The 23578-nt window shown below is 68.6% G+C and carries 20 protein-coding genes; 11 read left to right on the top strand and 9 right to left on the bottom strand.

The features are described 5' to 3' along the window. Positions 1-3: 3 nt before the first annotated feature. The 7 genes from AADV74_RS05450 to AADV74_RS05420 all read right to left on the bottom strand — a co-directional run bounded on the left by AADV74_RS05450 (position 4) and on the right by AADV74_RS05420 (position 8460). Positions 4-270: a hypothetical protein gene (locus AADV74_RS05450; RefSeq protein ID WP_342112474.1), complete on the bottom strand. Its 267-nt coding sequence runs from the start codon at positions 268-270 to the stop codon at positions 4-6. A 2-nt stretch (positions 271-272) separates the two neighbouring features. After that, on the bottom strand, positions 273-716 hold the full coding sequence (locus tag AADV74_RS05445; protein WP_342112473.1) for a GNAT family N-acetyltransferase: 444 nt from the start codon (positions 714-716) through the stop codon (positions 273-275). 10 nt (positions 717-726) lie between these two features. After that, a complete protein-coding gene (gene valS, locus AADV74_RS05440; RefSeq protein WP_342112472.1) occupies positions 727-3306 on the bottom strand; it encodes a valine--tRNA ligase in 2580 nt (859 codons plus the stop codon). Positions 3307-3392: 86 nt separating this feature from the next. After that, positions 3393-5030 (bottom strand): ATP-binding cassette domain-containing protein, encoded by a 1638-nt coding sequence (locus AADV74_RS05435; protein ID WP_342112471.1) that lies wholly within the window; start codon positions 5028-5030, stop codon positions 3393-3395. Next, positions 5027-5881, bottom strand: coding sequence for an ABC transporter permease (locus AADV74_RS05430; RefSeq protein WP_342112470.1), 855 nt, complete (start codon positions 5879-5881; stop codon positions 5027-5029). The genes AADV74_RS05435 and AADV74_RS05430 overlap by 4 nt, the downstream gene beginning before the upstream one ends. Beyond that, positions 5878-6822: an ABC transporter permease gene (locus AADV74_RS05425; protein ID WP_342112469.1), complete on the bottom strand. Its 945-nt coding sequence runs from the start codon at positions 6820-6822 to the stop codon at positions 5878-5880. The genes AADV74_RS05430 and AADV74_RS05425 overlap by 4 nt, the downstream gene beginning before the upstream one ends. A 3-nt stretch (positions 6823-6825) precedes the next feature. Continuing rightward, the gene (locus AADV74_RS05420; protein WP_342112468.1) at positions 6826-8460 is read right to left on the bottom strand and encodes an ABC transporter substrate-binding protein; all 1635 of its coding nucleotides are present in this window, start codon (positions 8458-8460) and stop codon (positions 6826-6828) included. Positions 8461-8618: 158 nt separating this feature from the next. Between AADV74_RS05420 and AADV74_RS05415 the strand changes: the two genes are divergently transcribed. The 5 genes from AADV74_RS05415 to ndk all read left to right on the top strand — a co-directional run bounded on the left by AADV74_RS05415 (position 8619) and on the right by ndk (position 14765). Further along, entirely contained in the window at positions 8619-8969 is a 351-nt protein-coding gene (locus tag AADV74_RS05415; RefSeq protein ID WP_342112467.1) for a GntR family transcriptional regulator, read from the top strand. Between the two features lie 264 nt (positions 8970-9233). After that, the gene (gene ileS / locus AADV74_RS05410) at positions 9234-12554 is read left to right on the top strand and encodes an isoleucine--tRNA ligase (protein ID WP_342112466.1); all 3321 of its coding nucleotides are present in this window, start codon (positions 9234-9236) and stop codon (positions 12552-12554) included. Continuing rightward, positions 12551-13912 (top strand): bifunctional folylpolyglutamate synthase/dihydrofolate synthase, encoded by a 1362-nt coding sequence (locus AADV74_RS05405; RefSeq protein ID WP_342112465.1) that lies wholly within the window; start codon positions 12551-12553, stop codon positions 13910-13912. The genes ileS and AADV74_RS05405 overlap by 4 nt, the downstream gene beginning before the upstream one ends. Further along, complete coding sequence (locus AADV74_RS05400; protein WP_342112464.1) at positions 13909-14349, top strand: DUF4233 domain-containing protein; 441 nt, start codon at positions 13909-13911, stop codon at positions 14347-14349. The genes AADV74_RS05405 and AADV74_RS05400 overlap by 4 nt, the downstream gene beginning before the upstream one ends. Beyond that, positions 14346-14765, top strand: coding sequence for a nucleoside-diphosphate kinase (ndk, locus tag AADV74_RS05395; protein WP_342112463.1), 420 nt, complete (start codon positions 14346-14348; stop codon positions 14763-14765). The genes AADV74_RS05400 and ndk overlap by 4 nt, the downstream gene beginning before the upstream one ends. A gap of 180 nt (positions 14766-14945) precedes the next feature. Here the strand turns inward: ndk and AADV74_RS05390 are convergent, their stop codons facing one another. Then, complete coding sequence (locus tag AADV74_RS05390) at positions 14946-15560, bottom strand: vitamin K epoxide reductase family protein (protein ID WP_342112462.1); 615 nt, start codon at positions 15558-15560, stop codon at positions 14946-14948. A 281-nt stretch (positions 15561-15841) separates the two neighbouring features. Here AADV74_RS05390 and AADV74_RS05385 point away from each other — a divergent pair, with 281 nt between their 5' ends. Beyond that, complete coding sequence (locus AADV74_RS05385) at positions 15842-18730, top strand: Rne/Rng family ribonuclease (protein WP_425287250.1); 2889 nt, start codon at positions 15842-15844, stop codon at positions 18728-18730. A gap of 4 nt (positions 18731-18734) precedes the next feature. On the opposite strand, the gene AADV74_RS05380 is transcribed toward AADV74_RS05385, so the two are convergent. Further along, positions 18735-19007, bottom strand: a complete 273-nt coding sequence (locus AADV74_RS05380; protein ID WP_055911674.1) for a DUF4031 domain-containing protein — start codon at positions 19005-19007, stop codon at positions 18735-18737. A 226-nt stretch (positions 19008-19233) separates the two neighbouring features. Between AADV74_RS05380 and rplU the strand changes: the two genes are divergently transcribed. The 5 genes from rplU (at position 19234) to AADV74_RS05355 (ending at position 23542) form a co-directional block, all read left to right on the top strand. Next, positions 19234-19542 (top strand): 50S ribosomal protein L21, encoded by a 309-nt coding sequence (rplU, locus tag AADV74_RS05375; protein ID WP_056163075.1) that lies wholly within the window; start codon positions 19234-19236, stop codon positions 19540-19542. Between the two features lie 19 nt (positions 19543-19561). Next, positions 19562-19819, top strand: coding sequence for a 50S ribosomal protein L27 (gene rpmA, locus AADV74_RS05370; RefSeq protein ID WP_055818357.1), 258 nt, complete (start codon positions 19562-19564; stop codon positions 19817-19819). Positions 19820-19926: 107 nt separating this feature from the next. Beyond that, positions 19927-21465, top strand: a complete 1539-nt coding sequence (gene obgE, locus AADV74_RS05365) for a GTPase ObgE (protein WP_342112461.1) — start codon at positions 19927-19929, stop codon at positions 21463-21465. Next, positions 21462-22244 (top strand): glutamate 5-kinase, encoded by a 783-nt coding sequence (gene proB / locus AADV74_RS05360; protein WP_342112460.1) that lies wholly within the window; start codon positions 21462-21464, stop codon positions 22242-22244. The genes obgE and proB overlap by 4 nt, the downstream gene beginning before the upstream one ends. A 29-nt stretch (positions 22245-22273) precedes the next feature. Further along, positions 22274-23542 carry a glutamate-5-semialdehyde dehydrogenase gene (locus AADV74_RS05355; RefSeq protein ID WP_342112459.1) on the top strand — a complete coding sequence of 423 codons (1269 nt, stop codon included), beginning with the start codon at positions 22274-22276 and terminating at the stop codon, positions 23540-23542. The last annotated feature ends 36 nt before the right edge of the window (positions 23543-23578 follow it).

Raw genomic sequence — 23578 nt, 5'->3', positions numbered from 1 at the left:
TCGCTACCAGTCGTCCTCGTCGTCGACGGACTTTGCAGGCAGCACGATCTGGGCCGAGTCGTCTTCGGCGACGTAGCGGATGACCGTGCCGTCGTCGAGCTCGATCACCGGCTTGCCCTCGAGCCAGGTGAGGGTCCAGCGCCAGTCGGCTCCGGCATCCGGAGTGATCTCGTCGTCGGTCTCGACGGCGTCGAGGGCGAACCCGACGACCTCGGGCAGGTTGGCCGGGCGGTCCGTGCCACGGAACGGCCAGCGGGTGCCGAGTTGCATGGTCACACCTCGGTCTCGTAGGTGACCCAGGACGTGCGGGTTCCTGCGTTGTCGTAGAGCCGCTGGGCGGTCTCGTTGTCAGCAGCTGTGATCCACGTGACGGCACCGGCGTTGCGCTCGCGTGCGATGCGCTTCGCCTCCTCGATCAGTGCGCCGCCGACGCCGTGGGAGCGGGCCTCCTCCGCGACGAACAGGTCGTCGAGGAAGATGGCGCGGTCGGCTTCGAGGGTGCGCGGATACTCGCGAACATGGGCGAACCCGACGAGCTTGCCGTCGTCCTCGGCCACGTAGCCCGAGAGCTCGTGAGCCTTGTCAGTGAGCCAGGACCAGACGATGAGGGCCTTGGTGTCTGTGACCTCGGACTCGTAGAAGGCGCTGTAGCCCTCCCACAGTCCGAGCCAGTCGAAGAAGTCGCGATCCACGATGGGGCGAACCTGAACAGTCATTCGTATGCTCCTAACTTTCCGGCACCGTCTCGAGGACGATGTCGGTGACGGCGAGTTCATCGGCTTCAGCGAAGTCGAGCACCGCAATGCGTCCAACCGCGGCGAGGTCCGAGGCTGCCTGCCGAAGCAGTGCGACCTGTTCTCCTGTTCCCGCAATTACAGCAGAAATCACTGGTGTGCGCTGAGAAACCTTCGCGTCGGTCTTGGCCCGGCGGATGGCCGTGAGTGCACGGCTGGCGAGGTCGAGTACGGCTGTCACTCCGTCCTCGGCTCCGGGGATCTCGGTCTCGTTCGGCCAGGCCGCGACGTGCACCGAGCCGTCACTCGACCAGGACCACGCCTCTTCGGTCGCGAACGGCACGAAGGGGGCGAAGAGGCGGAGGAACACCGAGAGCGCGGTGTGCAGCGCGGCGACGGCCGACTCCTTCTCGGCATCCTCCCCACCGTAGGCACGTTCCTTGACCAGCTCGAGGTAGTCGTCGCAGAAGGTCCAGAAGAACGCCTCTGTGACCTCGAGCGCGCGAGCGTGGTCGTAGTTGTCGAGGGCGATCGTGGCCTGGTGCACGACCTCGGAGAGGGAGGCGAGCATGCTGAGGTCGACTGCGTTGGTGACCGCGGGGCCGCCGGCGGTGCCCGCACCATGGATGAACTTGGCCGCGTTCAGGAGCTTGATGGCGAGACGGCGGCCGATCTTGATCTGCGTGGGGTTCTGCGGATCGAAGGCGGCGTCGGTGCCGAGACGCGAGGATGCAGCCCAGTAGCGCACGGCATCCGAACCGTGGGTCTCGAGGATGTCGGCGGGGGTGACGACGTTGCCCTTCGACTTCGACATCTTCTTGCGGTCGGGGTCGACGATGAAGCCCGAGAGCGTCGTGTGGTTCCACGGGCGCTCACCGTGCTCGAGCTCGGCTCGCAGCATCGTGGAGAAGAGCCAGGTGCGGATGATGTCCTGGCCCTGCGGACGCAGCGAGAACGGGAACACCAGCTCGAACAGTTCGGGGTCGCGCTCCCAGCCGCCGGCCAACTGCGGGGTGAGAGACGATGTCGCCCAGGTGTCCATCACGTCGTGCTCGCCGACGAAGCCGCCGGCCTCACCGCGCTGGGCCTCGTCGTAGCCGGGAGCGGCATCCGACGACGGGTCGACCGGCAGGAGGTCCTGGGTGGCGACGATCGGCTGGTCGAAGACGGGGTTGCCGTCTGCGTCGAGCGGGTACCAGACGGGGATGGGAACACCGAAGAAGCGCTGGCGCGAGATGAGCCAGTCGCCGGTGAGGCCGCCGACCCAGTTCTCGTAGCGCACGCGCATGAAGTCGGGGTGCCAGGCGAGCTCGCGACCGCTTTCGAGCAGCTTGGCGCGCAGCGCCTCATCGCGGGCGCCGTTGGAGATGTACCACTGGCGGGTCGAGACGACCTCGAGCGGCTTGTCGCCCTTCTCGAAGAACTTGACCGGGTGCGTGATCTTCTTGGGCTCCCCGATGAGCTCGCCCGAGGTGCGCAGCAGGTCGACCATGGCCTGCTTGGCCGAGAAGACGGTCTTGCCGGCGAGCTCGGCGTAGGCGGCGAGGCCGGCCTCGCTCGTGATGACGTCGGGAGCCTCGGAGATGATGCGGCCGTCGAAGCCCATGATGGCGCGGTTCGGCAGGTCGAGTTCGCGCCACCAGACAACGTCGGTCACGTCGCCGAAGGTGCAGATCATGGCGATGCCCGATCCCTTGTCCTTCTGGGCGAGGTGGTGGGCCAGCACGGGAACCTCGACGCCGAAGACCGGTGTCGTGACGGTCGTGCCGAAGTAGGGCTTGTAGCGCTCGTCGTCGGGGTGCGCCACGAGGGCGACGCAGGCGGGGAGGAGCTCGGGCCGGGTGGTCTCGATCTCGATGGTTCCACCGTCGGGCTTGTGGAACGCGACCCGGTGGTACGCGGCGGGCTGCTCGCGGTCCTCGAGCTCGGCCTGGGCGACGGCGGTGCGGAAGGTGACGTCCCACAGCGTGGGCGCCATGGCCTGGTAGGCCTCGCCGCGCTCGACGTTGCGGATGAAGGCGAGCTGCGAGGTGAACAGCGCCTCCTCGCCGATGGTCCGGTAGGTCTGGGTCCAGTCGACCGAGAGGCCGAGGTCGCGCCAGAGCTTCTCGAACTGCACCTCGTCCTCGCGGGTGAGCTGCTCGCAGAGCTCGATGAAGTTGCGTCGGCTCACGGGCTTCTGGTCTGCGGCCTTCGTGCTCTTGCCGTCGCCGCCCTCGAACGGCGGAGTGAAGTCCGCCTCGTAGGGCAACGACGGGTCGCAGCGCACGCCGTAGTAGTTCTGGACGCGGCGCTCGGTCGGCAGGCCGTTGTCGTCCCAGCCCATCGGGTAGAAGACGCTACGGCCACGCATGCGCTGGAAGCGGGCGATCACGTCGGTGTGGGTGTACGAGAACACGTGGCCGATGTGCAGCGACCCTGACGCCGTCGGCGGCGGGGTGTCGATCGAGTAGATGTTGTCGCGCGTGGCGCGCTCACGGTCGAAGCGGTGGGTACCGTCGGCTTCCCACGCTGCTCCCCACTTGGACTCGAGCCCCTCGAGGGCCGGCTTGTCGGGAATGGCAGCGGACATGATGATGCTCCGATCGGTATGGACGGCACCGTGTCAGTGGTGAAGTGCCTGATTAGTCTCCAGAGAGCTTACCGGCACCGGATGGCTCAGCCCAGCGAGCGCAGTCGGGGCGCATCCGCGATCAACGACCGGGTGTACTCGTGCTGCGGGTCGGTGAACACCCTCTCGGCGTCGCCGTGCTCCACGATGCGTCCGTCTCGCATCACGGCGACGGTGTCGCTCATGTGGCGAACGACGCCGAGGTCGTGCGAGATGAACAGCAGCGACAGCCCGCGCTCGCGCTGCAGCTCGTCGAGCAGATCGAGCACCCTGGCCTGGACCGTGGTGTCGAGGGCGGAGACGGGTTCGTCGCACACCAGAATCTCGGGCGCCTCAGCGATGGCGCGTGCGATCGAGACCCGCTGGCGCTGGCCTCCCGAAAGGGTGAGCGGATGCCGGGTGGCGACATCCGGTGCCAGCCGAACCTGCTCGAGCAGCTCGATGACCTCCGTACCCGTGGCAGGGGGGCCGATGGCGTCGCGCAGGATGCGCTCGACAGTCCAGCGAGGGTCGAAGGAGCCGAGGGCGTCCTGGTAGATCGCGCCGATGCGCGGCCGCAGAGGACGCCGTTCCCGTTCGGTGAGGCTCGACCACGCCGAGCCTCCGAGCAGCACGTCGCCGCTGTCTGGGGCGGCGAGAGCGAGCATCAGGCGCGCCACAGTGGTCTTGCCCGATCCGGATTCGCCGACGAGCCCGAGGGTGCGTCCGCGTTCGAGGGCGAACGACACGTCGTCGACGGCCAGGGTGCTGGTGTCTCGCATGGAGAAGGTCTTGGTCAGTGATCGGCACTCGAGCACGATCTCCTGCGGCGCCGATGGGGTGGCACTCAGGCCCACCGGAGGGTCGGTGCGGCCGATGAGCGTGAGCGGGTGGCCCCGCGGAACCTCGGTCGGCACCGCGGCGACGAGGGCTCTGGTGGTCGGATGCCGCGGGTTGGTGATGACATCCGTCGTCGGTCCCTCCTCGACCACGACGCCGTCGTCGATCACGATGATCCTGTCGGCGAGGGCGGAGACCACGGCCAGGTCGTGACTGATCAGCAGGATGCCCGTGCCGCGGTCGCGAGCCTCGGCGAGCAGCGCCAGCACCCGGGCCTGCACCCCGACGTCGAGGGCCGTCGTCGGTTCGTCGGCGATGAGGAGCGGGGGATCGAGGGCGATGGCCGACGCGATCAGGGCTCGCTGCCGCATTCCTCCCGAGAGCTCGCCCGACCGGCGGTCGATCGCTCGGGCCGGGTCCGGCATGCCGACGAGCTCGAGCAGCTCGAGCACCCTGGCGCGGGCGGCGGCCGGCGGCATCCGTCGATGCAGGCGCAGGGAGTCTCCGATCTCACGGCCGATGGTGCGCAGGGGATCGAGAGAGACCAGCGCGTCCTGCAGCACGAGTCCGACGCCCACCCCGCGCAGGCGCCGCCACTCCCGCTCACCGGCTCCCAGCATGCCGGACCCGCCGACGTCGAGTCGATCGGCACGCACGGCTGCGTCGGCCCCGGCGAGGCCGAGCAGGCTGCGTGCCGTGACCGACTTGCCGGAGCCGGACTCGCCGACGATCGCGACGCACTGCCCGGCCTCGATGCGCAGGTCGAGGCCCTGCACGACGGCGCGGCGCGCACGACCGGTCCCGAAGGAGACCCCCAGCCCTTGGACGTCGAGCACGGGCGCCGGGGGAACAGCGACGCCGGTCATCGCGCGCCCCCTCGTCGACTGGTGATGGCTCGACCGAGCACGGTCGTGGCGATGGTCGTGAGCACGATCATGAGGCCGGGGAAGACCGTCATCCACCAGGCCGTCGTGATGTAGGTGCGCCCGGCCGACAGCATGGCGCCCCATTCCGGCGCAGGCGGCTGCGCTCCGAGGCCCAGGTAGCTGAGCGCCGAGGCCCACACGATGGCCTGACCGACACCCAGCGTCGCGAGCACGGCGATCGGTGCGAGGGCGTTGGGCAGGATGTGCCGACGGATGATCCCGGATGAGCTGTGGCCGAGCACCCTGGCGGCCTCGACGAAGCCCGAGGAACGGATGCCGCGCAGCTCGCCCTGGATGATCCTCGCGTAACCCGGGGCCGTCGACAGGCCGACCGCAATCGTGGCCGTCACGGGGCCGGGGCCGTACAGCACGATGACGAGCAGGGCGAGGAGCAGTCCGGGAAAGGCGAACAGCACCTCGTTCACCCGGCCGACGGCGAAGTCGAGGGCACGGCCGCCCAGACCGCCGATGGCACCGAGCAGCAGCCCGAGGGACAGGCCGATGGCCGTCGCCGTGACGCCGATGAGCAGTGAGGTCGCCGTGCCCCAGATCACCCGGCTGTAGATGTCGCGCCCGGATTCATCCGTGCCGAACCAGTGCTCGGCCGACGGCGGCTGGAAGGCGTCGCGGGGTGCGATGGCGTCGGGGCCGTAGGGGGTGATCAGGCCGGGCCAGATCACGGCGACGGCCAGGAACACGACGAACAGGCCGGCCAGCACGGTTCCGAACCGGGGGAGCGGACGGGCGGCGGCCTCGACGGTGACGGTGCTGCGCACCTCGAGCTCGCTCATGGACGCGCCTCCTGACGCAGCCGCGGGTCCGCGACGCGCGAGAGCGCATCCGTCACGAAGGTCATCACCACGTAGACGAGGGCGACCAGCAGAACCACCCCCAGCACGACCGGGACGTCACGCAGTTCCACGGCGCGCAGCAGGGTGCGGCCGAGGCCCGGACGAGCGAAGATCGTCTCGACCACGACGGCTCCCGAGATGAGGTAGCCGACAGCCCAGCCCGACAGGTTGATGCCGGGCAGGGCCGCATGGCGCAGGGCATGCCGCAGCCGGATCCCAGTGGCCGACTCGCCCCTGGCCCGCGCCGACAGGGCGAACGGCTGTTCGAGCGCGATGAGAAGGTGCTCGCGCATGAGTTGGGCGAGGAACCCGGCGAGCGGGACCGCCAGCGTGACCACGGGCAGCACGATCCCCGTCGGGGTTCCGGTCGACACCGCAGGCAGCCAGCCGAGCGCCGTGCTGAAGACGGCGATGAGCACCGTCGCCAGCCAGAACTGCGGCAGCGAGGCCGCCGTGAGTTCGACTCCCTGGGCGACGGCACGGCTGGCACGCCCGGGTCCCGTCGACCAGAGGGCGAGACCGATCGCGAGCAGCCAGGCGACGAGGAGAGCCAGCAGTGCCAGCACCACGGTGCCGGCCAGCTGGCCTCCGATCAGTTCGGCGACGGGCATCCGCAGCGCATAGGAGTCCCCGAGGTTCCCCGTGACCAGTCGACCGAGCATGGCGAAGTACTGCACGAGAAGCGGCTGGTCGAGCCCGTAGTCGGCGCGCACCCTGTCGAGGGCCTCCTGAGATGCCTGGGACCCGGGGCCGCCGAGGATGGCCTGTGCCGGGTCACCCGGAACCAGGTGGATCGCGAAGAACGTGAGGGTCGCGACAGCCCACAGCACGAACAGCGCGCCGGCGAGGCGCCCCAGCGTGCGGCGGACGGCGCTTCCCATCGACTACTCGGCGAGCCAGGCGTCGGCGAAGGTCGGCGTCGACACCGTGGGCATCGCCCGTGCACCCTTCACGCTCGTGCTCAGCAGGAAGTGGTTCTGCTGGTCGTAGAGCGGGAGGGCGTAGAAGCCGCCCAGGATGATCTTCTGCGCCTGCTCGTAGAGCGAGGCACGCTCGTCGGTGTCGCTCGTGCTCGCAGCGGAGCGGAGCAGCTCGTCGAGCTCGGGGTCGTTCAGCTGGGCGAGGTTGGCGAAGTACCCGCTCGGCGCCGGGGTGATTCCCGCGGAGTCGTAGAGCGTGCGCAGCACGTCGGGGCCGATCTTCGTGTACGGGGCGCTCACGAGTTCGTAGGAGTCCGAGAACAGGGCGCCGTACCAGCCCGAGATGTCGAGCGGCGAGATGACGACCTCGAAGCCGGCCTCCTTGGCGGTCGCCTGGATCTGCTCGAACAGCGACTGCTCGGCCGGGATGGACTGGTTGGTCGACACCGGGAAGCGCAGGGTCAGTCGCTTGCCGTCCTTCGTGCGGTAGCCGTCGGAGTCGCGCGTGGTCCAGCCGGCGTCGTCGAGCAGGCTGTTCGCCGCGTCGAGGTCCGTCGTGAAGAGCTTCTCGTCGGAGTATCCGAGGGGCTCGACGCTGGAGAGCACGGAGTAGGACCGCGTGGCCGTGCCGAAGAACAGCGAGTCGATGCCGTCGTTCACGTCGGCCGCGCGGATGAACGCCTCCCGCACGCGCACGTCGTCGAACGGCGCCCGCGAGGAGTTGAGCTCGATGCGGTTGGAGGCCCCGGGTCTGGGGGCGTCGATCTCGACGAGGGAGCCGTTCTTCGTGGCCTGGGCGATCGTGTCGGGCTGGGCGTTGTCGATCACGTCGACCTCACCCGACTGCAGGGCGGCGTAGCGCGATGCCGAGTCGGGGATGAAGCGCCACTCGATGCCCTCGAGGTAGGGAGCACCTTCGTGGGCGGCGTCGGCCGGGGCGGAGTCGTAGTCGTCGTTGCGCATCAGGGTGAGGTGATCCTGCTGCACCCACTCCTCGACCACGAACGGACCGGTGCCGATGGGGGCGAGGCAGTTCTCGTCCATGCCACGGGCGATACCGGCCGGCGACTCGATCGCGACCCAGGGCTGGGCGAGGGATTCGAGCAGCGCACTGTCGGGCGTGCTGAGGTGGAAGCGGGCCCTGGTGTCGTCGACGACCTCGACCGATTCGACCTTGCCCAGGGCGAGATAGCCCGTCGACGACTGGGTGTCCGGATCCTTGAGGTGCTCGACGTTGACCTTGACCGCCTCGGCGTTCAGCGGGGTGCCGTCGGTGAAGGCGACGTCGTCGCGAAGCGTGAAGTCCCAGGTGAGTCCGTCGTCGGATGCCGTCCATTCCGTGGCGAGCCACGGGATGATGGCGCCGTCATCGTCGAGCGACACGAGCGACTCGAGGAACTGGCCGGCGACCAGGGCCTGCGGGTAGTTGCCTCCGACGTGCGGGTCGAGGCAGTCGGGTTCAGCATCCCCGCTCGCGTACACGAGGGTGCCGCCGGCGGTCGGAGTGGACGCCGCCTCGGGGGCAGCGGCCGTGCAGCCGGAGAGCAGGAGGGTGGCGCCGCTCGCGGCGGCCAACAGGGTGAGAAGACGCCGGTTCATCCGAACCGAGGCGGGAGCGCTGCGCATCGAGGTCCTTGCACGTGGGGGAAGGGTGAAGCCCCCCAGCTCGTGGCGGGAGGGCATGATTCATCCTGACAGCACTGCGAGCAACATCGCGCCTGATTGAACCAGTTGGGCTACCTCAATACACTCAATTCATGCAGATTCGCGTCGATCCGTCCAGCCCACGCCCCCTGTTCGAGCAGCTCGCCTCGGGCATCCGTGGCTCCATCGTCGACGGTCGTCTCGTCGACGGTGAGCGTCTCCCGTCAGCTCGGGCGCTCGCCGAGCAGCTCGACATCAACGTGCAGACCGTGTTGCACGGCTACAGGGTGCTGCGCGACGAGGGCCTGGTGGAATTGCACCGGGGCAGGGGAGCAGTCGTGACGGTGCGCGTCGGAGGGCATATGGTCCTGGCCGGGCTGATCCACGACCTGGTCGCTGAGGCACGCGAGCACAGGGTGGCCCCGGCGGCGCTGCACGCGCTCATCGACGAGGCCTATCGCTGAGGTGCGGGTGACGGTCACTCGAGCACCGTGTTCGCGTAGACTGAGGGCAACGACATCGATCCGGCCATCACCGGGGAGTCTTCGGAAGAACGGCGAGAGCCCAGTAGAGCCGAACGGGTCTGGCCCGTCACAGCCAATGAACAAGCGGTGCAGCGGTTCCGGGCAACTCACGGGGTCGGTGCGCAAGCGGGGTGGTACCGCGGTGGAGCTCGACGGGCTCGCCGTCCTCGTGGAGAAGTCTCTCTCGCATCCAGGAGCCACGCGTTGTACCCCAAGGGTCAGGATCCCCAGCACGCTTCCGACGGAGTCGTGCCGTCGCCGAACTTCCCCTCGATCGAGCGGGAGGTGCTCGAGTTCTGGAAGAACGACGGGACCTTCCAGGCCTCCATCGACAACCGCGACGGCGCTGCAGAGTGGGTGTTCTACGACGGCCCGCCATTCGCCAACGGCCTCCCTCACTACGGCCACCTGCTGACCGGGTACGCGAAGGATGTCTTCCCGCGCTTCCAGACCATGCGCGGCAAGCAGGTCCACCGTCGCTTCGGCTGGGACACTCACGGGCTCCCGGCCGAGCTCGAGGCCGAGCGCCAGCTCGGGATCACCGACAAGAGCCAGATCGAGGAGATGGGCATCGCCGCGTTCAACCGCGCCGCCCAGGACTCGGTGCTGCGCTACACCAAGGAGTGGGAGGGCTACGTCACCCGTCAGGCCCGCTGGGTGGACTTCGAGAACGACTACAAGACCCTCGACGTGACCTTCATGGAGAGCGTCATCTGGGCCTTCAAGCGCCTGCACGACAAGGGCCTCGCCTACGAGGGCTACCGCGTGCTGCCGTACTGCTGGCGCGACCAGACGCCGCTGTCGAACCACGAGCTGCGCATGGACGACGACGTCTACAAGGACCGCCAGGACCAGACAGTCACGGTGACCTTCCCGCTCACCGGGGCCAAGGCGGAGTCTCTCGGGCTCACCGCCGTGCGCGCCCTCGCCTGGACCACCACGCCGTGGACCCTCCCGACCAACGCCGCACTCGCTGTGGGTCCGGCCATCACCTACGCCGTGGTTCCCGCGGGGCCGAACGGGACTCCGGATGCCACCGTCCTGCGTGAGCGTTCGGGCGGCAACGACGGCACCGAAGTCCTGGGCGCGGAGTACCTCATCGCCATCGACCTCGTCGGCAACTACGCCAAGGACCTCGGCTACGAGTCGGCCGCCGACGCGATGGCAGCGGTATCCCGCACGGTGCTCGGCATCGAGCTCGAGGGCGTGACGTACGACCGCCTGTTCGACTACTACGCCGATGTCGACGCGTGGGGCATGCAGAACGGCTGGCGCATCCTCGTCGCCGACTACGTCACCACCGAGGACGGCACCGGCATCGTGCACCTCGCGCCCGCCTACGGCGAGGAGGACCAGAAGGTCTCCGAGGCCAACGGCATCCCCGTCATCATCTCCCTCGACGACGGCGGCAAGTTCCTCTCCGACGTGACGGATGTCGCGGGCCAGCTCTGGAGCGACGCCAACAAGCCGCTCACGCAGCTGCTCAAGGCCGAGGGGCGCCTGCTCCGCCAGGCCAGCTACGTGCACTCGTACCCGCACTGCTGGCGCTGCCGCAACCCGCTCATCTACAAGGCCGTCTCGAGCTGGTTCGTGCGCGTCACCGACTTCCGCGACCGGATGGTCGACCTCAACCAGGACATCACCTGGGTGCCCGAGAACGTCAAGGACGGCCAGTTCGGCAAGTGGATCGGCAACGCCAGGGACTGGTCCATCAGCCGCAACCGCTACTTCGGCTCACCCATCCCCGTGTGGAAGAGCGACGACCCCGAATACCCGCGCATGGACGTATACGGCTCGCTCGAGGAACTCGAGCGCGACTTCGGCACGCAGCCTCGGAACGCTGCAGGCGAGCCCGACCTGCACCGCCCGTACATCGACGAGCTCACCCGCCCGAACCCCGACGACCCGACAGGGAAGTCGACGATGCGCCGCATCCCCGACGTACTCGACGTCTGGTTCGACTCCGGCTCGATGCCGTTCGCCCAGGTGCACTACCCCTTCGAGAACCAGGAGTGGTTCGACAGCCACAACCCGGCCGACTTCATCGTGGAGTACATCGGTCAGACGCGCGGCTGGTTCTACATGCTGCACGTGCTCTCCACCGCGCTGTTCGACCGACCGGCGTTCACCAACGTCGTCAGCCACGGGATCGTGCTCGGCAGCGACGGCCAGAAGATGAGCAAGTCGCTGCGCAACTACCCCGACGTCTCCGAGGTGTTCGACCGCGACGGCTCCGACGCCATGCGCTGGTTCCTCATGTCGAGCTCGGTGCTGCGCGGCGGCAATCTCGTCGTCACCGAGGAGGGCATTCGCGAGGGCGTGCGCCAGGTGATGCTCCCGCTCTGGAGCACGTGGTACTTCTTCTCCCTCTACGCAAATGCATCGTCGGATGCCGGCTACGAGGCGAGTCGCCGCACGGACTCGACCGACGTGCTCGACCGCTACCTGCTCGCCAAACTCGGCGACCTCGTCAGTGCAGTCACGACGGACCTCGAGCAGCTCGACTCCACGCTCGCGGCCGCGAAGCTCCGCGACTTCGCCGACGTGCTCACCAACTGGTACGTGCGTCGTTCGCGCGACAGGTTCTGGGCCGGCGTCGGCGAGGACGGCGCGGGCAGCGAGGCGTTCGACACGCTCTACACGGTGCTCGAGACCTACACCCGCCTCACCGCTCCGCTGCTGCCGCTCGTCTCCGAGCGCATCTGGCAGGGGCTCACCGGCGGGCGCAGCGTTCACCTGGCCGACTGGCCAGACGCCGCGGAGTTCCCCTCCGACGACGCCCTCGTCGCCGTGATGGACGAGGTTCGGGCGATCAGCTCCACCGCTCTCTCGCTGCGCAAGCAGTCGGGCCTGCGCGTGCGACTTCCGCTGGCGAAGCTCACGGTGGTGTCGGCATCCGCCACCGCCCTCGCTCCGTTCGAGGCCATCCTGCGCGAGGAGCTCAACGTGAAGGCCGTCGACGTCGTCGAGCTCGCCGAGTCGAGCGCAGCCGACTACGGCGTCTCGAGCCGTCTGACCGTGAACGCACGTGCCGCCGGCCCCCGTCTCGGCAAGGAGGTGCAGAAGGCCATCCAGGGTGCGCGCACCGGTGACTGGTCCGAGACCGACGGCGTCGTCACCGCCGGCGGCATCGCACTCGTCGAGGGCGAGTACGACCTCGTGCTCGAGGCGACGGCCGAGGCCGGCTCCGGGGTGGCGCTCGCGCTGCTCCCCGGCGGCGGCTTCGTGCTGCTCGACACCGTGATCACCCACGAACTCGAGGCCGAGGGGCTGGCTCGCGACGTCATCCGCGCCGTGCAGGACGCCCGCAAGGCGGCAGGGCTCGAGGTCAGCGACCGCATCCGTCTGCGTCTCACCCTGAACGAGACCGCCGCCACGGCCGCGCGAGTGCACGCCGAGCTCATCGGCGCCGAGACTCTCGCCGTCGGCCTCGACATCGCCGCGTTCGGTGGCACCGAGCTGCCGGCCGAGGCCCTCTCGGTGGGTCGCGACTCCACCCTCACCATCGCTCTGGAGAAGGCATGAACGACGAAGACATCTGGCGCCAGCCTGCCGACGCCGTCTACGAGGGCCTCCTGGCCCGCATCGGCGAGTCCAACCCGCAGCCGCGGCTGTCAGCAACCCGGCGCGCCGTCGAGCTGCTGGGCGACCCGCAGCGCGCCTACCCGGTCATCCACATCACGGGCACGAACGGCAAGACCAGCACCAGCCGCATCATCGACAGCATCCTGCGTGCCTACGGGCTCAAGACCGGCCTGCTCACCAGCCCCCACCTGACACGCTTCACCGAGCGCATCCTCATCGACGGCGAGCCGATCACCGATGAGGCGCTGGTGCGCAACTGGGAGGACATCGAGCCGTACATCGCGATGACGGATGCCGAGCTCGAGGCATCCGGAGACGCACCGCTCAGCTTCTTCGAGGTGCTCACTGTGCTCGCTTTCGCGTGCTTCGCCGACGCTCCGGTCGACGTCGTCGTGCTCGAGGTCGGCATGGGCGGGGAGTGGGACTCCACCAACGTCGCCGACGGCCAGGTGGCCGTGTTCACGCCGATCGCCCTCGACCACGTCGGACGCCTCGGCGACACCGTCGCTGCCATCGCCCGCACGAAGTCTGGCATCATCAAGCCGGCCGCGAGCGTCGTCTCTGCCGCGCAGGCACCGGAGGCCCTCGGTGAGCTCGAGCGTGCCGTCGAGCTCACCGAGTCGACCTTCGCCGTCGAGGGCGCGCAGTTCGCCCTCACCGAGAACCGCGTCGCCGTGGGCGGCCAGCTCATCAGCGTTCGCGGGGTGGCCGGCAGCTACGACGAGATGTTCCTGCCCCTCTACGGTGCGCACCAGGCACAGAACGCCGCCGTGGCGATCGCGGCCGTCGAGGCGTTCATCGGCGGGGGAGCGCAGCCCCTCACCACAGCACTCGTCGAAGAGGGCCTCGCCACGGCGACGTCCCCCGGCCGCCTGCAGCTCGTGGGCATCGAGCCGAGCGTGATCGTCGACGGGGCCCACAACCCGCACGGAGCGGCAGCGCTCGTCACCTCGCTCGAATCGTTCTTCGACTTCGACGAGATCGTCGCCGTGGTCGGCATCCTCTCCGACAAGGATGCCCGGGGCATCGTCGAGGCGCTCGTCCCGGCCGTGCACCACTTCAACGTCACGGCGTCGTCGTCGGAGCGCGCCATCCCGGCCTCCGAACTCGCGAACGCCATGGTGGAGTGGGCGAACCAGGACATGGTGTTCCCGTTCGACTCGGTGGCCGACGCCCTCGACGAGGCGCGCCAGTGGGCGGCTGCCGCCCCGCGTCGGGCGGTCGTCGTGACCGGGTCGATCACCCTCGTCGCAGAGGCCATGGACTACGCGGCCGATCGTGACTGGATGGCCTCGTGACGGCCCCAAGCGCGTCCGGCGCCGGTCTGCCCGATGACGCGGAGGGCCCGGATGCCGCATCCGCGCCGGCCGGTCGCACTCCGGCACCCCGCTCCATCAAGCGCAGCCTCGCCTCGATCGTGCTCGGCTTCGAGCTCATCGTGGTGTTCCTCGCCGCCCTCGTGAACTTCGGGCTGCCGACAGCCGGTCTCGTCAGCATCGGGCCCGTCGCGGCTCTCGTGAGCGGTGGTGTCGTCTGCCTGCTCATCGTGATCACGCTCGGCCTGCTGCGGCATCCGTTCGCCTACGTGCTCGGATGGATCGTGCAGGCGTTGATCCTGCTCGCCGGACTGCTCAACCCGGGAATGTTCTTCGTAGGAGCCATCTTCGCCGCCATGTGGACCTACGCCATGATCAGCGGCGGACGTATCGACCGACACAACAAGGAGAACGCATGACCACGATCGAAGAGACCCTCGTCCTCGTCAAGCCCGACGGCGTCGCCCGCGGCCTGACCGGGGAGATCCTGCGCCGCATCGAGGCCAAGGGCTACTCGCTCGTCGACCTCCGCCTCGTCGAGGCCGACCGCGACCTGCTCGCCCAGCACTACGCCGAGCACGAGGGCAAGCCGTTCTTCGAGCCGCTCATCGAGTTCATGGAGTCCGGCCCGAGCGTCGCCATCCGTCTCGCGGGCAACCGCGTCATCGAAGGCTTCCGCTCGCTGGCCGGCACCACCGACCCGACCACCGCCGCGCCCGGCACGATCCGCGGCGACCTCGGACGCGACTGGGGCCTCAAGGTGCAGCAGAACCTGGTGCACGGCTCCGACTCGCCCGAGTCGGCCGCGCGCGAGCTCGCCCTCTGGTTCGCCTGAGTGTCTCGCGCTCGCTGAGGGCCGAGCGGAGCGACCGCCCGAAGCGCACCGCGCATGACAGGTGACGCTTCGGGCGCGGACTCCGTCCGGCCCTCAGCGAACGGGTGTGGCGCGGACTCCGTCGGCCCTCACCGAACGGGTGTGGCGCGGACTCCGTCCGACCCTCAGCGGTGATGAGCCTCAGAACAGGTACCCCAGCACGTCGAGACGCAGCTGCGCGATGACCGCGACGATCAGGTAGCAGACCAGGGTGATCAGCGGGATCCAGCCGAACGCTGATGCTGCGAACCGTCGGAACCGCTCGTTCGTGGGGATGCGGCCCGTGCGCAGGTTGTCGATCGTGACCACCCAGAACAACGGGATCACGACGGCCCAGGTGAGCATGCACCACGGGCAGAGCGTCGCGAGGATGTGGATGCTCTGGTACATCAGCCAGATGACGAACGCCAGGGCTCCGATCACGCCGATGTTCAGGCCGATCCAGAACCAGGCGGCGAACCGCGCCCGAGCCAGGATCGCCACGCCGATCGTGATGACCACCGGCCAGCAGATGAGGCCGATCACGGGGTTCGGGAACCCGAGCACCGCGCCCTGCGATGAGGCCAGGTTGACCGAGCACTGCACGATCAGGCTGAAGTCGCACGAGGCCCCTGTTCCCGGGAACTCGAGGGCATGGAACTTCTCCAGGGTGAGTTCGAATGCAGCCAGCAGACCGAATGCGCCGAGCACTGCCAACACGATTCCGACGGCGTAGGCGGGTCTGGACACTGTGCCGGCAGGGGTGGTCTCGCTCATGATTGGCGATTATGGCATGGCTGATCACCGCCGATCTGTGAAGCCGTGCGATAATCGGATGTGTCGACTGAGCCGCGCTCAGTCCGACGCCAAGAAGGCTTGATGGGTGCGGTGCACCCGAACATTCGGTCCCAGACCGAGAGAAGTGGCAGCCAGAGCCAATGTGCCGGCTGCAGACGACAGAGGATTAGCGAGATTCCGCATCGGCGGAGACTCGCGTGAGAGAGTACCCGGAACGCGGATGGCGCGGCCAGTCGCACCGGTCGAGGAGTGCCCCAGCAATGGTGGAGAACAACGAGAACACTGACCCGACGAAGAATGTCGGGGAGACCGGTGGCCGCAAGCGCACGCGCATCTTCGGGGCTCGCAAGAGCCAGAAGAAGGCGGAGCAGGCGCCAGTTGAGCCCACGGCCGAGGTGACGGATGCCGCCCAGGCCGCGGCCCCGGATGCCGCAGTCGAGGTGCCGGCCACCCCCGAGCCGAAGGCCGCGAGGTCCAAGGCCGCGCCGGTCGTCGAGAAGCCGACCGTCGAGGAGCCGACCGCCGCGGAGTCGAGCGCTGACGAGCAGACCGCTGACGCAGAGCCCGCCGACGCCGCGCCGGCTGACGTCGAGGTGGAGGACGCCGCAGCCGAGTCGCAGGGCGAGCCTGCGGCATCCGTCGCCCCGACGCTCTTCCCCGCAGCGCTGACGACGACGTCGCTCATCTTCCACGCGCCCGAGATCGCAGCCCTGCCGCCGCGGCCGAACCGGGGCGGACGCCCCGACCGCTCGGAGCGCGACGACCGCGACCAGGACGACGACTTCGAGGAGTCGGAGTCGACTCTGCGTCGCCGCGCCCGTCGTCGCAGCGGTGACGAGAGCCGTGGTGGGTCAGACGACCCGACGAACACAGTGGTCAAGGTGCGCGCCCCGCGCCAGCCCGAGCTCATCACCGAGCCTCAGCGCATCAAGGGCTCGACCCGGCTCGAGGCCAAGAAGCAGCGCCGTCGCGACGGCCGCGACGCCGGTCGTCGTCGTGCCGTCATCACCGAGGCCGAGTTCCTCGCCCGCCGCGAGTCGGTCGACCGCACGATGGTCGTGCGCTCCAAGAGCGCCCGCATCCAGATCGGCGTTCTCGAGGACGGCGTGCTCGTTGAGCACTACGTCGCCCGCAACCAGGACGCCTCCCTCATCGGGAATGTGTACCTCGGCCGCGTGCAGAACGTGCTGCCCAGCATGGAGGCGGCGTTCGTCGACATCGGACGCGGCCGCAACGCCGTGCTGTACTCTGGCGAGGTCGACTGGGAGGCCGCTGCGGCGGAGAACCCCGGTGGCAACCAGCCGCGTCGCATCGAGCTCGCGCTCAAGCCCGGCGACAAGGTGCTCGTGCAGGTCACGAAGGACCCCGTCGGCCACAAGGGTGCCCGCCTGACCAGCCAGATCTCGCTGCCCGGCCGCTACCTCGTGTACGTGCCGAACGGCTCGATGAACGGCATCAGCCGCAAGCTCCCCGACACCGAGCGCGCGCGCCTCAAGAAGATCCTCAAGGAGGTCCTTCCCGACAACCAGGGCGTCATCGTGCGCACCGCCGCCGAGGGTGCGACCGAGGAGCAGCTGACGCTCGACGTCAACCGCCTCATCGAACAGTGGGCGTCGATCTCCAAGCAGCTCGAGACCGTGCAGGCTCCTGCCCTGCTGCACTCCGAGCCCGACCTGCTCATCAAGATCGTGCGCGACGTCTTCAACGAGGACTTCCAGAAGATGGTCATCGCCGGCGACGAGGCCCAGGAGACCATCGAGGCCTACCTTCGTGCAGTCGCCCCCGACCTGGTAGAGCGCGTCGAGACCTACACCGGCGACAAGGACGCCTTCGACGAGTTCCGCATCTCGGAGCAGATCGAGAAGGCCCTCGACCGCAAGGTCTGGCTGCCGTCCGGTGGCTCGCTCGTGATCGACCGCACCGAGGCCATGACGGTCGTCGACGTCAACACCGGCAAGTTCGTCGGCTCCGGTGGAAACCTCGAGGAGACCGTCACCAAGAACAACCTCGAGGCCGCCGAGGAGATCGTCCGCCAGCTGCGCCTGCGCGATATCGGCGGCATCATCGTGGTCGACTTCATCGACATGGTGCTCGAGTCGAACCGCGACCTCGTGCTGCGCCGTCTCGTCGAGTGCCTCAGCCGTGACCGCACCAAGCACCAGGTCGCCGAGGTCACTTCGCTCGGACTGGTGCAGATGACCCGCAAGAAGCTGGGGCTCGGCCTGCTCGAGTCGTTCAGCGAGAACTGTGAGGTCTGCGCCGGCCGCGGCATCATCGTGCACCACGATCCCGTCGTGCGTCACCGCCAGCAGCAGCAGACGCCTCAGCCGGCCATCGCCGGTTCGAGCAACCGTCGTCGCGGTGGCGGCCAGTCGGCTCCGAGCTCGCAGTCGGCAGCGCCGACGGATGCCGCCAAGTCGGGCAACGGAACGCACGGGATCACCGAGGACGCCAAGCACGCCCTCGCCATGATCGCCGCATCGACCCTGCACCCTCACGAGAAGGAAGCCGCAGCAGCAGCCGTCGTCTCGGAGCCCGCCGAGGCGCAGGAGCAGTCGAACACCGAGGCTTCGACCGAGGCCGCATCCGGCGATCGCAAGTCGTCGCGTCGTGGTCGTCGGGGACGTCACGGCAAGGGCGAGCAGGCGAATCCCGAGCAGTCGAGCTCCGAGCAGGTCGCCGGCGAGCAGTCGAACACCGAGCAGCCGAAGAGCGAGGTGGCCGAGGGCCGGTCACGGTCGACTGATGTCGCAGCAGCGGCCGAGGCCGAGCGGGCCGAGCAGTCGTCCACCCGGCCCGCCGCCGAGGCAGAGGTCGCGGCCGAGGCTGCTCCAAGCGTCTCGGCGACATCCGAAGCTGGGAATCGTCCGGCAGAAAAGCGCCCGGCTTCGCGTCGTGCCCGCCAGGAGAAGCCCGTCACGGCCGAAGCTCCCGTCGCGATCCTCGACATCCCCGTGGTGGCGAAGGCCGTGCGAGAGCCCAAGCGCGTGAACCCCGTCGAGGCCGAGCACCTGCTCGACTCGGTGCTCGACTCCCTGCCTCAGCCGAAGCAGGCTGGTCAGGGTCGGGCGCGGAGTCGACGAGTCACGACGGCCGGCCTCTCGACCACCCCGGTCGAGCCCATCGTCACCACCGGTGCGGGCGAGTAGACCCCTACAAGCCCCGCCGTTCGCGGGCAGTCACCCGGAGTCCGCTCGCGCGGAGCCGGGTGACCAGCTCGCGATTCGACACGAAGACCGCCCCGGCGGCTACGAGAGCCTCATGGCGCTCGAGTGGCACGTCGTAGTGGTCCCGGTCGAAGCCACGCCTGGGAATGCCGTTCGCGGCAGCGAAGGCGTGGAGTTCATCGAGTGAGGCGTCGCTCACGAGATGGGCCCAGATCGTGTCGTGGGCCGGCCACATCGGCTGGTCGATGAGCACGGTCATGTACGTGATCATAAGGCGGACCACCGGGCGACGCGCCGGGTGGCCGTGTTTGACCGAGGTAGATCCTTCGGCTAAACTCGACCGTTGGTGTGTGTTGGATTCTTCGTCCTCACCCTCACCACGGTTTTCTGGTTGGCCAGGTCGGCTTGGATCGGTCAACCCAGCGGAAATTTCCCGTGAAACGAATCGGGGCTTCTCGGAGCCCCCCAGAGAATAGGTACGTAAAGTGGTTTACGCAGTTGTGCGCGCCGGTGGCCGCCAGGAAAAGGTCGAGGTCGGAACCATCGTCACGATGGACCGCATCAAGGCTGACAAGAACGGCAACGTCGAGCTCGCTCCGGTGCTGCTTGTCGATGGCGACTCGATCACCTCGGACGCCAAGTCGCTCGAGAAGGTGACCGTCACGGCCGAGGTCCTCAACGACCTCCGTGGTCCGAAGATCGTCATCCAGAAGTTCAAGAACAAGACCGGATACAAGAAGCGTCAGGGCCACCGTCAGGAGCTCACGCGCGTCAAGATCACCGGCATCAAGTAAGCCCTGAGGAGACTGACAGATGGCACACAAAAAGGGCGCAAGCTCCACCCGCAACGGTCGTGACTCGAACGCACAGCGCCTCGGCGTGAAGCGCTTCGGCGGCCAGGTCGTCGGCGCAGGCGAGATCATCGTCCGCCAGCGCGGCACCCACTTCCACCCCGGCGCCAACGTCGGCCGTGGCGGAGACGACACTCTGTTCGCCCTCTCGGCCGGTTCGGTCGAGTTCGGCAACAAGGGCGGCCGCAAGGTCGTCAACATCGTGGCGGCCGCCGAGTAGGCACCGCACGATTCGATGGACGCGAGGGCGGGCTTCGGCTCGCCCTTCCGTCTTTCCAGCGCACGTCCACCCGGACGCGGCGCCCCCGATGTTCAGGAGAATCCAGCATGACCACCTTCGTCGACAACGTCACGCTCCACCTGCGTGCCGGTCATGGGGGCAACGGATGCGTCTCCGTCCGTCGTGAGAAGTTCAAGCCGTTGGCAGGCCCCGACGGCGGCAACGGCGGCCACGGTGGCGACATCATCCTCGTCGCGGACCCGCAGACGACGACCCTGCTCGGCTACCACCGAGCGCCTCACCGGTCGAGTGCCAACGGCGGTCCCGGCATGGGCGACCACCGCGCCGGAGCCAACGGGGGAGACCTCGAGCTGCCCGTGCCGCTCGGCACCGTCGTCAAGGACCGCGATGGCAACGAACTCGCCGACATGAGCGAGCCGGGCATGCGCTTCATCGCTGCTCCCGGTGGTCAGGGCGGGCTCGGCAACGCCGCCCTCTCGACCACCAAGCGCAAGGCCCCCGGCTTCGCGTTGCTCGGCATTCCCGGCTACGAGGGCGATGTCGTCCTCGAGCTGAAGACAGTCGCCGACGTCGCTCTCGTCGGCTACCCCTCCGCGGGCAAGTCGAGCCTCGTCGCTGCGCTGTCCGCTGCACGCCCCAAGATCGCCGACTACCCCTTCACCACGCTGCACCCCAACCTCGGAGTCGTGCAGGCCGGCGAAGTCCGCTACACGATCGCCGACGTTCCCGGTCTCATCGAGGGCGCCAGCGAGGGCAAGGGACTCGGGCTCGAGTTCCTGCGCCACGTCGAGCGCTGCACCGCGCTGCTCCACGTGCTCGACTGCGCCACCCTCGACCCCGGACGCGACCCGATCAGCGACCTCGACATCATCCTCACCGAACTGGCCGCCTACCCTGTGCCTGATGGCCAGAAGCCGCTGCTCGAGCGCCCGCAGCTCATCGCCCTCAACAAGATCGACGTGCCGGAGGGCCGCGAGCTCGCCGACTTCGTCACCGCCGACCTCGAGGAGCGCGGCTACCGCGTCTTCGAGATCTCGACGGTGAGCCACGAGGGCCTGCGCCAGCTGAGCTTCGCGCTGGCCGAGCTCGTCGAGCAGGGTCGCGCCGAGATCGCAGCCGAGCCGCCGCGCGAGCGCATCGTGCTGCGCCCGAGCGCCGTCAACGAGCAGGACTACACGGTCAAGGTGGAGGGCGGCTCCTACGGAGACATCTACCGCATCCTCGGCGTCAAGCCCGAGCGCTGGGTCGCCCAGACCGACTTCGCCAACGACGAGGCTGTCGGCTTCCTGGCCGACCGCCTCGCCAAGCTGGGCGTCGAAGAGCGCCTGTTCAAGGCAGGCGCCATCGCAGGATCCACCGTCGTCATCGGCAAGGGCGAGGGCATCATCTTCGACTGGGAGCCGACGCTCACGTCGACTGCCGAACTCATCACCGCCCCTCGCGGAACGGACGCCCGTCTCGACGGAGACCGTCGCCGCACCAGCGACGAGCGTCGCAGCACGTACTTCGAGCGGATGGACGCCAAGGCCGAGGCCCGCGCCGAGCTCGAACGCGAGCGCGAGGCCGGTCTCTGGAAGGACAGCGACCACACCGACGGAACCGCGATGGAGACCGAGGAACGGTGAGGATCACCGAGCGGGCAGACGTCCAGCGCGCCAAGCGCGTCATCGTGAAGGTGGGCTCGTCGTCGATCAGCGGTGACAACGCCGGACAGATCCCCCCGCTCGTCGACGCCCTGGCCGCAGCGCACGGGCGGGGCGTCGAGGTCGTCCTGGTCTCCTCGGGTGCCATCGCCACCGGCATGCCGTACCTGCAGTTGGACGAGCGGCCCTCCGATCTCGCGACACAGCAGGCTGCGGCATCCGTCGGCCAGAACCTCCTCATCTTCCGGTACCAGGACAGCCTCGATCGCTACGACATCGTCGCAGGCCAGGTGCTCCTGACGGCCGGCGACCTCGAGAACCCGACGCACCGGTCGAATGCCCAGCGTGCGATGGCGCGTCTCCTCGACCTGCGCATCCTGCCCATCGTCAACGAGAACGACACCGTCGCCACCCACGAGATCCGGTTCGGCGACAACGACCGCTTGGCCGCCCTGGTGGCGCAGCTGCTCGATGCCGACCTGCTCGTGCTGCTGAGCGACGTCGACTCGCTGTACACCAAGCCGCCGCAGGAGCCCGGTGCCGAGCGCATCGCGAACGTCGCCTACGGTGATGGCCTCGAGGGTGTCGTCTTCGGGTCGACGACAGTGAACAGCGTCGGCACCGGGGGAGCCTCGACGAAAGCCTCTGCCGCGAGGCTCGCCGCCGAATCCGGCACGGCCGTGCTCGTCACGTCGACGGCGCTCGTGCACGAGGCCCTCACCGGGGTCGACGTCGGCACCTGGTTCTCGCCGGCGGCGTAACGATTCCGTAGCTGCCCTAGGCTTGACGCATGCCTGAGACGGATGCCGCCCTGCCCGGATTCGAGGCGCGCCTCGAGGACGCCCGCACGGCGTCATTCGCCCTCGCCGTCGCCACGACGGCGCAACGCAACTCCGCTCTGCACGCCGTCGCCGACCACCTCCGCGGTGCCGCGCACGAGGTGATCGCGGCCAATGCGCGCGACCTGGACACCGGTCGCGAGAACGGACTGACCGACGGCCTGCTCGACAGGCTCGCCCTCGACGGCAGGCGGGTCGAGGCCTTGGCCGCGGCTGTGGAGCAGATCGCGTCGCTCACCGATCCCGTCGGCGAGGTCGTGCGGGGCAGCACCCTGCCCAACGGCGTGCGCATCTCCCAAGTACGGGTGCCGTTCGGCGTCGTCGGCGTCATCTACGAAGCCCGGCCGAACGTGACCGTCGACATCGCGGCACTCGCGCTGAAGAGCGGAAACGCCGTCGTTCTCCGTGGGGGCTCGGCCGCCGAGAACAGCAATCGCGCGCTCGTCGGCCTCATCCAGGACGCGCTGCAGTCCGTCGGCCTCCCGCGCACGGCGGTGCAGACCATCGACGACTTCGGTCGTGCCGGCGCCACGGCTCTGATGCAGGCCCGCGGCTTCGTCGATGTTCTCATCCCTCGCGGAAGCGCGGACCTCATCAACACCGTCGTCGCCGAGTCGAAGGTGCCGGTCATCGAGACCGGAGCAGGCGTCGTTCACATCTTCCTCGATGAGAGCGCGGCACAGGAGTGGGCCGTGGAGATCGTGCACAACGCCAAGACGCAACGCCCCAGCGTCTGCAACACGGTGGAGACGGTTCTCGTGCACGCTGATGCCGCCGAGCGACTGCTTCCGTCTGTGCTCGACCGGCTCGCGGCATCCGGAGTCACCGTGCACGCCGACGAGCGCACCCGCGCCATCTGGCCTGATGCGACCCCGGCGACTGACGAGGACTGGGGCACCGAGTACATGAGCCTGGACGTGACGGTCGGCGTCGTCGACTCCCTCGACGATGCCATCGGCCACATCCGTCGCTACTCGACGAAGCACACAGAGTCGATCATCACCAACGATCTGGGCAATGCCGAGCGCTTCCTCAACGAGGTCGATTCCGCGGCCGTCATGGTGAATGCCTCGACGCGCTTCACCGACGGCGGGGAGTTCGGCTTCGGGGCCGAGGTGGGCATCTCGACGCAGAAGCTGCACGCTCGCGGACCGATGGGACTGACCGAGCTCACGAGCACGAAATGGATCGTGCGTGGCGATGGACAGGTGCGCGGCTAGCCGTACTAAGCTCTCGGACGGGGCGAAAAAGGCCGA

The sequence above is a fragment of the Leifsonia stereocauli genome (assembly GCF_038432415.1).
GTDB lineage: Bacteria > Actinomycetota > Actinomycetes > Actinomycetales > Microbacteriaceae > Orlajensenia > Orlajensenia stereocauli.
This window is presented reverse-complemented; position numbering and strand designations above follow the sequence as displayed.

Excerpts from the sequence above, each read along its gene's own strand:
- AADV74_RS05450 (WP_342112474.1), bottom strand. The coding sequence starts at position 270 with ATGCAACTCGGCACCCGCTGGCCGTTCCGTGGCACGGACCGCCCGGCC.
- AADV74_RS05445 (WP_342112473.1), bottom strand. The coding sequence starts at position 716 with ATGACTGTTCAGGTTCGCCCCATCGTGGATCGCGACTTCTTCGACTGG.
- valS (WP_342112472.1), bottom strand. The coding sequence starts at position 3,306 with ATGTCCGCTGCCATTCCCGACAAGCCGGCCCTCGAGGGGCTCGAGTCC.
- AADV74_RS05435 (WP_342112471.1), bottom strand. The coding sequence starts at position 5,030 with ATGACCGGCGTCGCTGTTCCCCCGGCGCCCGTGCTCGACGTCCAAGGG.
- AADV74_RS05430 (WP_342112470.1), bottom strand. The coding sequence starts at position 5,881 with ATGAGCGAGCTCGAGGTGCGCAGCACCGTCACCGTCGAGGCCGCCGCC.
- AADV74_RS05425 (WP_342112469.1), bottom strand. The coding sequence starts at position 6,822 with ATGGGAAGCGCCGTCCGCCGCACGCTGGGGCGCCTCGCCGGCGCGCTG.
- AADV74_RS05420 (WP_342112468.1), bottom strand. The coding sequence starts at position 8,460 with ATGAACCGGCGTCTTCTCACCCTGTTGGCCGCCGCGAGCGGCGCCACC.
- AADV74_RS05415 (WP_342112467.1), top strand. The coding sequence starts at position 8,619 with ATGCAGATTCGCGTCGATCCGTCCAGCCCACGCCCCCTGTTCGAGCAG.
- AADV74_RS05405 (WP_342112465.1), top strand. The coding sequence starts at position 12,551 with ATGAACGACGAAGACATCTGGCGCCAGCCTGCCGACGCCGTCTACGAG.
- ndk (WP_342112463.1), top strand. The coding sequence starts at position 14,346 with ATGACCACGATCGAAGAGACCCTCGTCCTCGTCAAGCCCGACGGCGTC.
- AADV74_RS05390 (WP_342112462.1), bottom strand. The coding sequence starts at position 15,560 with ATGAGCGAGACCACCCCTGCCGGCACAGTGTCCAGACCCGCCTACGCC.
- AADV74_RS05385 (WP_425287250.1), top strand. The coding sequence starts at position 15,842 with ATGGTGGAGAACAACGAGAACACTGACCCGACGAAGAATGTCGGGGAG.
- AADV74_RS05380 (WP_055911674.1), bottom strand. The coding sequence starts at position 19,007 with ATGACCGTGCTCATCGACCAGCCGATGTGGCCGGCCCACGACACGATC.
- rpmA (WP_055818357.1), top strand. The coding sequence starts at position 19,562 with ATGGCACACAAAAAGGGCGCAAGCTCCACCCGCAACGGTCGTGACTCG.
- obgE (WP_342112461.1), top strand. The coding sequence starts at position 19,927 with ATGACCACCTTCGTCGACAACGTCACGCTCCACCTGCGTGCCGGTCAT.
- AADV74_RS05355 (WP_342112459.1), top strand. The coding sequence starts at position 22,274 with ATGCCTGAGACGGATGCCGCCCTGCCCGGATTCGAGGCGCGCCTCGAG.